This window comes from Bacillus sp. FSL K6-1000 (assembly GCF_038630785.1).
Lineage (GTDB): Bacteria > Bacillota > Bacilli > Bacillales > Bacillaceae > Bacillus > Bacillus safensis.
Map to the genome: position 1 here is coordinate 492,906 of NZ_CP152042.1, position 10,578 is coordinate 503,483.

The 10,578-nt window shown below is 42.0% G+C and carries 9 protein-coding genes; 6 read left to right on the forward strand and 3 right to left on the reverse strand.

Going from position 1 to position 10,578, the window contains the following annotated elements:
* The first annotated feature begins 219 nt into the window (after positions 1–219).
* Complete coding sequence (locus MHI46_RS02375) at positions 220–642, forward strand: pyridoxamine 5'-phosphate oxidase family protein (RefSeq protein WP_039176603.1); 423 nt, start codon at positions 220–222, stop codon at positions 640–642.
* Positions 643–1,262: 620 nt separating this feature from the next.
* On the opposite strand, the gene MHI46_RS02380 is transcribed toward MHI46_RS02375, so the two are convergent.
* Complete coding sequence (locus MHI46_RS02380; RefSeq protein ID WP_041089145.1) at positions 1,263–1,445, reverse strand: hypothetical protein; 183 nt, start codon at positions 1,443–1,445, stop codon at positions 1,263–1,265.
* A 390-nt stretch (positions 1,446–1,835) separates the two neighbouring features.
* Here MHI46_RS02380 and MHI46_RS02385 point away from each other — a divergent pair, with 390 nt between their 5' ends.
* Positions 1,836–4,085, forward strand: coding sequence for a hypothetical protein (locus MHI46_RS02385; RefSeq protein ID WP_251181535.1), 2,250 nt, complete (start codon positions 1,836–1,838; stop codon positions 4,083–4,085).
* A 31-nt stretch (positions 4,086–4,116) separates the two neighbouring features.
* On the opposite strand, the gene MHI46_RS02390 is transcribed toward MHI46_RS02385, so the two are convergent.
* Entirely contained in the window at positions 4,117–4,413 is a 297-nt protein-coding gene (locus MHI46_RS02390) for a DUF3817 domain-containing protein (protein ID WP_008347156.1), read from the reverse strand.
* A gap of 129 nt (positions 4,414–4,542) precedes the next feature.
* Entirely contained in the window at positions 4,543–5,217 is a 675-nt protein-coding gene (locus MHI46_RS02395) for a GntR family transcriptional regulator (RefSeq protein WP_041089325.1), read from the reverse strand.
* 154 nt (positions 5,218–5,371) lie between these two features.
* Here MHI46_RS02395 and MHI46_RS02400 point away from each other — a divergent pair, with 154 nt between their 5' ends.
* The 4 genes from MHI46_RS02400 (at position 5,372) to MHI46_RS02415 (ending at position 10,540) form a co-directional block, all read left to right on the forward strand.
* Complete coding sequence (locus MHI46_RS02400; RefSeq protein ID WP_058837355.1) at positions 5,372–6,199, forward strand: AraC family transcriptional regulator; 828 nt, start codon at positions 5,372–5,374, stop codon at positions 6,197–6,199.
* Complete coding sequence (locus MHI46_RS02405; RefSeq protein ID WP_058837356.1) at positions 6,196–7,128, forward strand: DMT family transporter; 933 nt, start codon at positions 6,196–6,198, stop codon at positions 7,126–7,128. Before MHI46_RS02400 ends, MHI46_RS02405 begins: the two co-directional genes overlap by 4 nt.
* 97 nt (positions 7,129–7,225) lie before the next feature.
* On the forward strand, positions 7,226–8,281 hold the full coding sequence (locus MHI46_RS02410) for a tartrate dehydrogenase (RefSeq protein WP_041089156.1): 1,056 nt from the start codon (positions 7,226–7,228) through the stop codon (positions 8,279–8,281).
* A gap of 72 nt (positions 8,282–8,353) precedes the next feature.
* Complete coding sequence (locus MHI46_RS02415) at positions 8,354–10,540, forward strand: DNA topoisomerase III (RefSeq protein ID WP_260775304.1); 2,187 nt, start codon at positions 8,354–8,356, stop codon at positions 10,538–10,540.
* Positions 10,541–10,578: the final 38 nt, after the last annotated feature.

The window sequence follows — 10,578 nt, forward strand, 5'->3', positions numbered from 1 at the left end:
AGACCATACGATAATGCCCACAACAACTGCCGCAATGACAAGTGAACTCAAATGGAACATCGTTTCATGATGCATGTTCAACTTCTCCCTTCATTGAACCTGTTTTCTATAGCATCAGCCAGAAGGTCTCTTTTTATGAAAAACACATTTCTTTGTTTAATGAATGGGCCGTCGTGGAAACCTAAGAATACGGATGAAATTTTGAAGGAGTGAAATGATATGTCTCAAGAAGAATTAAAACAGAAGGTATTAAACCTATTAGATGAACAAAAGGTCGGAACATTGGCGACTGTTGAACAGGATAAGCCGCATACTCGCTACATGACGTTTTTCCATGAAGATCTGACGTTATATACACCAACGAGTAAAGAAACACATAAAGCAGATGAAATTGAAAAAAATCCAAATGTTCATATTCTCATTGGATATTCAGGCGAAGGATTTGGTGATACTTATGCAGAAATTGCAGGTACCGCAACATTAACCGATGATCCGGAACTGATCGACCGCCTTTGGTCTGATGAGATGGAGAAATGGTTTAAAGGAAAAGATGACCCGAATCTAGTGATTCTGAAAATTGATCCAACCTCCATTCGTTATATGAATGAAGGAAGCCGTACACCAGCAGAATTATCACTTTAACACTTGCGTAATCAGGGGGAATGTGTTATAGTTTGATATTAAGTGTTGAAATAAGCAAATAAATAAAGAAAGTAAACTTTCTTTTTTCTATGACACAATGAGAAGCAATAGAGCTTCTACTTGATAAGAACGAGACGCTGTCAAAGCGAACAAACTTATTCTTTTCCTTCTGCACCCGCCCCCCTATATAAGCGGAAGAATGGAAAAAAGACGTTTTGATTTACAATTCACACTGGCACGGCTTCGGAGCCGTAAGGACGAATGAGAGGTAGGGCTTTCGTTGTCTTGTTATCCAGAACTTCCATGGCGTTTACTTTCAAACGTAGGTTCACTCGGAACACATATGACACACTGATATGATCGAATCTTAATTCATACACTCCGTAACGGAGATTAAACATTGATTATTTATTTGCATGAAAAGAGTAAGTAACAGGCTGCCATCTATTTGGCAGCCTTTTTCATTTGGTTAAACAAGAGGACCCCAAAACCAATGAGCCCAAGAAAAGGGAAGATGGAGATAGAAACCAATCGCATCGCGTCCGCTCCAAAAGGGTTCGACCCTAGTAGCAGACCAATGAATGCACAGATGATCAGAGTGAATAAAGCGGGCTTCATGATCATTTCCTTTGTCCTTTCTTCTGATACCGCCAAATCCGTTCAATAAAAAAGAACATCACTGCAAACAAAATAGAAAACATGAACATATCCAGCAGTGTCACGCCTCTATTTGGGTGCACAAGACCAAACCAAACGAATTGCAGAACAAAAGAGATCGCAAAATATAGAATTAATTTTTTCATCTTTTTCCTCTTTTCACTTATTTTTTTGACCCTTAAGCCACATCAGCCAAATGATGAAGGAACCTATCACACATGAGAGCAAAGTGCTAGGCGGCAAGGTGTGCCAGCTAGTCAGCCCCTTTACAAAACACATATAAAAAAAGAAAATGGAAATGGATACGAGTACCCATTGCTTGAGCCAGCGAGGGACACGCAGCCACGCCGCTAGAATGATTGATGATAGCTTATCCAATGAGAGAACTCCTTTTTTGAATCTGATTGGATTTTATCGTAAACAACAAAGTTTGTAAAATATGGATTTCAGAGGCTTTGATGGTATTCTTCTAGCGTGAAACATTTTCGCTGTACTGACGTATAAGTTAAAGGAACCTCATGAAAGGAAGCGATCAAGTGAAAAGAATACCAGTCATCTTCCTCAGATATATTGTCTTCTTTATTCCAGCAATCATTCTCAGTGTCTTGGTGTGGAATCATTATCAAGATGATTTGTCAGATGGGAAAGTAACAGAGAATAACGTCAAAGGAATGTTCACATTTGATGAAGGCAAACGAGTGGTGAGTGCTGTATCAAAAGACCAGCAGCTCCATTTTGCAATGGTTGATCCTCAATCAGGAAAAAGAATGAGTGAATGGACCACAGAAAGTGATTCGTTTAATGAAATGCTGCCATCCATTCAAGGAAACAATCTCTTGCTGGCTTTAAAAAATAAAGACGGGCAGCTGTTGATTGAGAAATTAACACCAAGCGGAGAAAAGAAAGAGCTCGTTCAAAATAACCTGCAGATTCCCTCATTTTTAAAAACGAATACATACCAATGGAATGGACGTCTTGTATTTACAGGAGAAATGGACGGTGCCGCTGCAGTCATCGGTGAGCTAAAGAACGGTCAGTTTCATGTGCACAATCTGAACGAGCTAAAGCTGCCAGCAAGACCCGTCTCCATGGATGTTGTCATGAATTCCTTTAGAGGACAGACGCCAATTCCTATATTTGAAGTAACTTTGAAAAATGACCAGAAGGCGTATGTCAGTGGAATCTCAAACGAGAAGCATCAGCTTGGGGTATATGTCTCCAAAAACGCTGAACCGTTCAGCCTTGTGGAAGATACAGTTGAGCAGAGGCTGCAAAAAACGATCGGATCATCACAAAACTTTGCTGTCGCCGTGGAATCGGAATATCCAAAAAGGGCAAGGAAAGTGAATGCAGAAGGAAGACTTGGAGAAGTCGTTCCAACACCAAAACCAATTTACCAAACGTATGTGTACCAGCTTAATGAGGAAGAAGTGTTGATTGCAGGCTCTACAGCAAAGGACGAAGCAAAAGGCAAACTGACGGGTTATATTTATAACCATCACACGAATAAGGCGGTGTCTGCCAGCAAGCTTTTGCAGTCGTTTTCATATGAATCTTTACAAAGAGAAGGGCTCTCTTTCAATAAAAATGTGAAGAGCGATTGGCTCTATTATTCATTTGACAATCAATTAACGGGTGCATTTGAGACGAAAAGCAAAGAGCTAAAGGAATTTCCTTTGCAAAAGGTCATCTCAATTGAAAACGCAAGCCCTGCTCACCAAACATCATTTGACACCTTTATGCAATATGTCATGAAAGGCGGACCGCTCATTCTCAACTGGGCGATATGGATCTTGATCCCGCTGTTATTATTTGTACTAGCCATCTTCCTGCCGCCGATTTTGAGACTGGTGAGAAGGAACAAGATAAAGGACAGTGTCACATTACAAGCCTATATTGTGTCTGTTAAAGAAACGGGCACTTACATCAACGAACAGCCAGTTGTCAGCATGCGGCTTCAATTTGAATATGAAGGGCAAAGTATAGAAAAGACGGTTAAAACGGTTGTATCCTACACCCAGATACCACAGCCAGGCCAGCCTATTGCCATTCACTATGATCCGAAGAAGCAAAAGGCAATGCTTTTAAAAGAGGGTGACTTCTCGCAGCCAAGTGAGCCAAAGTTCATCAAAGGCGCTGTTTTAAGAAATATAGAATCATATGGAACCGTAGGACGAGGCACCGTCTTATCACTCACATTTGAATTAGATCAGAAAACGTATATCATTCCAATGATTCAAGCCGCTGGTTTTGAATTTAGAACAGGAGAAAAAGCCGATCTCGTCGACATCAATGGCCAGCTGAAAATGGCTGCCTATGGCTATGAAGTTCGAAATCGATCGGGGAAAGATGTGACGTTAACAGGAACCATCCAGCGTGTGAAGCAATATTCAATTGCCATCCATGAACAAAAGCCTATTCAGCTGGATGTGACAGTGTCGAACGGAGATCAGTCCATCACCAAAACGGTCAGCCAGTTCATCCCTGATCATATGCAGGTCGCAGTGGGCACTCAAATCACGATCCAGACAAAGAAAGAAGAGCTGGATAGAGAAATGAGCCTCATGCAAGAGAAACAAGGAAGTGCAAAAGTGACCAATGTCGATTTTGCTGGCGTCATCGGCAATCTGCCATTAGCGATCATTCAAGTTGAGAGAAATGGCATGATGTATGAAGTGAAACAGCCAATCGATCCAATCACCAGCGTCTTGCCTGGTGATGAATTATGGGTGGCATATCACGATATGACGCGTCAAGCAGCCATTGTGAAATATGCATCAATATAAAAAAGCGTTCCTAAAAGGAACGCTTTTTCTATTAAGCTTTTGTATCATATTGGCGGAGCACCTTATCGTAGGCGAAATTGCCGAAAGGAATGAATGCCGCAAAAAAACCGGCGATGGACCATTTCAAATGCCAGCGAACTTTAAATGTCACATATGCCAAAATGAGCATATAGATGACAAACAATGCGCCATGAAGAGAGCCTACAATGGTGACTGCCATCGGAATATCCGCAAAATATTTTAGAGGCATGGCAATTAAAAGAAGGGTTAAAAGAGACATACCCTCAATAAAACCCGCCTGTCGCAGACGGCTAATACTTGTATGCATATACAAATCCTCCTGTATAAAAGCTAGTTTCTCATCTTCTAATATAAACGAAAGATCGTCTGGGCATGCTGAAATCTACGAAAAATTCAAAATATGTTCATGGATTGCTTAAAAAATGGGAAAAGTCCTTTACTGTTTGTTTGTTTCAGAGAGTACTTGCTTTAAGTGCATCACATCATGTAATAAATGCTCCGTCATTGCTTGAACCGCTTCTGTGGAGCGGCGCTTTTTTATTTCAGAATAGATCGCTGCATGCTCTCTTTGAATGGTTTCAGCACGAGTGCCGCCGCTAAAATGGAAGATGCGACAATAGTGAATGAGTGCATTCACGTGATTCAATTGTTTGGATAAACGGTCATTGTGACTCGCCAAAATGATTTTTTGGTGAAAGGATTCATGTAACTGGACGATCTCTTTAGATGGCAGCTCCTGCTTGATCGCTTCGTCCGCCTCCGTGAGAACCTGCTCAATTTCATCCATTTCTCTTTGCGTGGCTTCCTTACAGGCAAGCTCAACAGCAAGTGTTTCTAAGGCAACCCGAATTTGATAGAGCTCCTCGACATCTTTTTCTGTTAACGTATAGACGGAATAGCCTGATCGATGATCCGCGATTAAAAGCTCGTCTTTTTCTAACAGCCTCATCGCCTCTCTTACAGGTGAACGGCTTACGCCAAATTGCTTGGCAAGCTGTGTTTCATTGATGCGCTCTCCTGGCTGAAACTGGCCATCAAAAATCATTTGCTTCAGCTGTTCATAAAATTGCATGTGATACGGTGTTGGTCTTTCCATCTCGAATGAATTCATCCCATCATTCCCTCTTTTGTACATCATCTTTTGTCTCATGTTATCCAAGTTTTTCCCTCTAGGCAAGCCTGCATCGAAAAGTCAATATCGTACAATCCAAGAGAAAAAGGGTGTGCTACACTAATGATGAGTTCAGTGAAAAGAGGGGATCGACATGAGAACATTAGAGGAACGAACAGTCCATTTTGACCAGGACTTGCAAATAGAGGCGTATCGCTTTCATGCCATCATCAAAAAGTTCCCAAAACATTTTCATACATACTATGTGATTGGATTTATTGAAGGCGGTCAAAGACGTATGTTCTGCCAAAATCAAGAATACATCATTGGAAAAGGAGATATCCTTCTTTTCAATCCGTACGATAATCACGGATGTGAACAATTTGATCACAAGCCGCTAGATTATCGCAGCTTAAATATTGAACCAGAGTTGCTGGAGAAGATCTTTCAGCACAAGCCGCATTTTAAAGCCCCTGTGGTTTCACAAAGTGAACTAGCAAAGCAATTATATGATCTTCATCAAATGATCACAGAAGAAGCTCCTGCTTTGAATAAACAGGAAGCCTTTTACTTTTTGATGAAGCAGTTGATCGAAACCTATTCTGATATACCAGAGGAAAAAGCATCAGCAGCCAATGCCAATGCCAATGAACAAAAAGTCCAAGACGTACAGCAATATATTGAAACACATCTCACGGAAAATATATCGTTAGATGACTTAGGTGAGCTCGTGTCCATGAACAAATATTCATTGCTGCGTGCTTTTACAAAGTTCAGAGGAATTACGCCGTATCGTTATTTACAGACAATCAGGGTGAACTATGCGAAGGAACTACTCGCCCAAGGAATGAAGCCAATAGATGTAGCTGCTGCCGCTGGATTTTCTGATCAAAGTCATTTGACTCATTTCTTTTCGGAATTTATTGGGCTTACGCCAGGGCAGTATCAGCAAATTTTTGAAAAGCAGGTAACAGCAAAATGAAAAATAAACAGCTTCTTGGTCATCTAGCAGCCATGTTCACCATTTTTTTATGGGGATCTACCTTTATATCAACCAAAATATTATTAACGGCTTTTTCTCCAACAGAGATTTTATTTTTTCGTTTTTTCCTTGGGTACCTTACCCTGATGATCATTTATCCAGTCACCATGAAGGTACAGCGTAGAAAGCATGAAGGGATGTTTGCGCTCGCAGGGTTATGCGGTGTGGTCTTATACTATTTTTTGGAAAATGTTGCACTTACCTATACGTTCGCTTCGAATGCAGGTGTCATCAGCTCCGTTGTCCCATTTTTCTCTTTTCTATTGTCTTATTTTTTATTAAAAGATGAGCCGCTGCACAGCCGCTTTTTTATAGGCTTTTTCATCGCGATGATAGGAATTGTACTGATTAGCTTTAATGGGATGACGACGTTCCAATTGAATCCGCTCGGTGATGCTTTAGCATTTATGGCTACCATCGTCTGGGCATTTTATTCCATTTTATCGAAAATGATCAATCAATATGGCTACCATATTATTCAGGTGACAAGACGTGTCTTCTTTTACGGGCTGCTATGGATGATTCCGCTGATCTGGCATTTTAAGATTCGTTTAGACTGGGAGCGGTTCACGAATCCATCGTTTGCCTTCCACTTGCTGTTTTTAGGCGTCTTTGCATCAGCTATTTGTTTTCTGACATGGAGCTTTTCCGTGAAGACGATCGGTGTGGTGAAATCAAGTGTGTATATTTATGGAGTGCCCATTATCACGATGATCATTTCAATGATCGTTCTTCACGAGAGTCTGACCTTCATGTCGGCACTAGGAACGGTACTGACCTTAGGAGGTTTGCTGCTTTCAGATAAAAAAGGTGCGGGAAGAAAGAAACAGAAGTCCCCGATACTGGTGCAGGATAAAAAGGCGCTTTGATCAAAAAGCGTCTTTTGTCCATTGTAAGAACAGGCACTCTTTAGTAAACTCAAATTAAACGGTCGACGGTCGACCGATGACAAAGGGGGAAAAATCAATGAAGCATGTTTCAATTGCAGCGATACCAGGAGACGGAGTTGGAAAGGAAGTTGTGCCTGAAGCCATCCGAGTTTTGAAAGCGATATCAGAGGTGCATGGCGGTCTGTCTTTCACCTTTCAGGATTTTCCGTGGAGCTGTGAATATTATTTAGAGCATGGCGAAATGATGCCAAAGGATGGATTGGAACAACTAAAAGCCTTTGACAGCATTTTCTTAGGGGCCGTCGGAGATGCCAATTTAGTGCCGGATCATGTATCACTTTGGGGATTGCTCATTAAAATTAGACGTGAATTTGAGCAGGTGATCAACGTTAGACCTGCAAAACAGCTGAGCGGCATTCGCTCACCGCTTGCTCAGCCAAAGGATTTCGATCTTCTTGTTGTAAGAGAAAACGGTGAAGGTGAATATAGTGAAATTGGGGGCCGTATCTATCAAGGAGAAGATCAGCTTGCCATTCAAAATGCTGTTTTCTCCAGAAAAGGGACAGAGCGAGCCATGCGTTTTGCCTTTCAATTAGCAAAAAAGAGAAGAAAGCATGTGACAAGTGCAACCAAATCGAATGGAATCGTTCATACAATGCCATTTTGGGATGAAGTGTTTCAAGACGTAGCAAAGGATTATCCAGAGGTGACAGCAGACTCACAGCACATTGATGCACTCTCAGCCTTCTTTGTAACAAGACCTGAGAAATTCGATGTGATTGTCGCCAGTAATTTATTTGGCGATATTTTGACTGATCTTGGAGCCGCCATTATGGGAAGTATTGGCGTAGCGCCTGCTGCCAACATCAATGTGAATGGCAAATATCCGTCCATGTTTGAGCCTGTACACGGATCAGCCCCAGACATTGCAGGAAAAGGGATTGCCAACCCAATCGGTCAAATTTGGACGGCTAAACTCATGCTTGATCATTTCGGAGAAGAAGAACTGGGCACACACCTGCTCGAAATCATCGAGTCAGTCACAGCAGACGGCTTTTTAACAGCAGACATCGGCGGAGCCTATCAAACACAAGAAATCACCAACGAAATCATCAAGCGATTGAAGAAATAATCCGTCATTAGAACCGCATCTCCACGTCTGCTATAATAAAAGGATGGATAGAAGAAAGAGATGTGAAATCTAGTGTCAAAAACAGTTGTATTAGCAGAGAAACCTTCAGTAGGACGTGACTTAGCACGTGTACTGAAGTGTCATAAAAAAGGAAATGGTTTTTTAGAAGGAGACCAATACATTGTGACGTGGGCGCTTGGCCATTTGGTCACACTGGCTGATCCAGAAGGCTACGGAAAAGAATTTCAATCCTGGCGTTTAGAGGATTTACCGATCATTCCAGAGCCGCTCAAGCTTGTCGTCATGAAAAAGACAGGAAAGCAATTCCAAGCAGTGAAAGCGCAGCTTGCAAGAAAAGATGTAAAAGACATTGTCATCGCAACAGATGCTGGACGTGAAGGGGAGCTAGTCGCAAGATGGATTCTTGAAAAAGCGCATGTGAAAAAGCCACTGAAACGACTATGGATCTCATCTGTTACGGACAAAGCCATCCAAGAAGGCTTCAAACGATTAAAAGATGGCAGAGAATATGATAATCTGTATCGCTCGGCGGTTGCACGTGCAGAGGCAGACTGGATTGTAGGGATCAACGCAACAAGAGCGCTGACGACCAAGTTCAATGCACAGCTTTCCTGCGGACGGGTACAAACACCAACGATTGCCATGATCGCCAAACGAGAAGAAGACATTCAGCAATTTCAGCCGAAGCCGTTCTATGGAATGACTGCACAAGTAGATGGGCTTACGTTGACATGGCAGGATGCCAAAACAAAGCAAAACCGCACATTCCAAGAGAATGTCATAAAAGAGCGTTTGGCAGGCTGCAAAGGAAAACCAGCAGTGATCGATGCATTGAAAAAAACAGCGAAAAAAGCTTTTGCTCCAGGGCTGTATGACCTGACTGAATTGCAGCGTGATGCACATAAACGCTACGGCTTCTCAGCAAAAGAAACCTTGTCTACGCTTCAGCGATTGTATGAGCAGCATAAGCTTGTGACATATCCGCGTACAGATTCACGATTTATTTCAGCGGATATCGTTCCTACATTAAAAGATCGTTTAAAAGGAATGAACGTTAGACCGTACGCACAGCATGTGAACCGCATTTTACAATCAGGCGTGAAAGCGCACAAAGGCTTCGTCAACGATGCAAAAGTGTCAGATCACCATGCGATCATTCCAACCGAGGAAGAGCTTTATCCTGGTGCACTAAGTGATAAAGAGCGTAAATTATATGACCTAATTGCCAAACGATTCCTTGCTGTCCTCATGAATCCTTTTGAATACGAGGAAACAACGGTGTTTGCCAAGATAGGCAGTGAAACCTTCACGGCAAAAGGAAAAACCGTACAATCAGCCGGCTGGAAAGTCGTGTATGATGATTCCTATGAAGACGAGGAATCAGCCGAAGCAGATCAGCATCTGCCGCTGCTTTCAGAAGGGCAGTCACTTGAAGTACGCCAGCTGAAAGAAACAAATGGAGAAACCAAACCTCCTGCCCGTTTTAATGAAGCAACTCTGCTATCTGCTATGGAGAACCCAGCGGCATTTATGCAGAATCAGGAAAAGGACTTAGTGAAAACCCTCGGTGAAACAGGCGGACTAGGAACAGTGGCCACAAGAGCCGATATTATTGAAAAACTGTTCAACAGCTTCTTAATCGAGAAAAAGGGCAAAGACATTTTCATCACATCGAAAGGGAAACAGCTGCTTTCCTTAGTGCCTGAAGACTTAAAATCTCCTGCGTTAACAGCGGAATGGGAACAAAAGCTTTCTAAAATCGCAAAAGGACAGCTGAAGGCTTCTCAATTCATGAGTGAAATGAAGTCCTATGCAAAACAAGCCGTATCTGAAATCAAACAAACGAACCAAACCTTTAAGCATGACAATGTCACTGGCACCCATTGTCCTGACTGCGGAAAACTTATGCTGAAAGTGAACGGAAAACATGGCACAATGCTCGTGTGCCAAGACCGAGAATGCGGCCACCGTAAAAATGTAGCGAAGAAAACAAACGCACGCTGCCCGAACTGTCATAAAAAGCTCGAGCTGCGCGGAGAAGGTGATGGTAAAATCTTTGCTTGTGTGTGCGGCCATAGAGAAAAACTTTCTGTTTTCGAAAAACGCAAATCACAATCCAATCAAAAGAAAGCCAGTAAGCACGATGTGTCTAAATATATGAAGAAACAAAAGAAAGTGGAAGAACCAATCAATAACGCACTGGCTGAGCAATTAAAGAAATTAAAATTAGATCAATAGTAGTGTATAAACCCATGTTGAAATGCATGGGTTTTTCT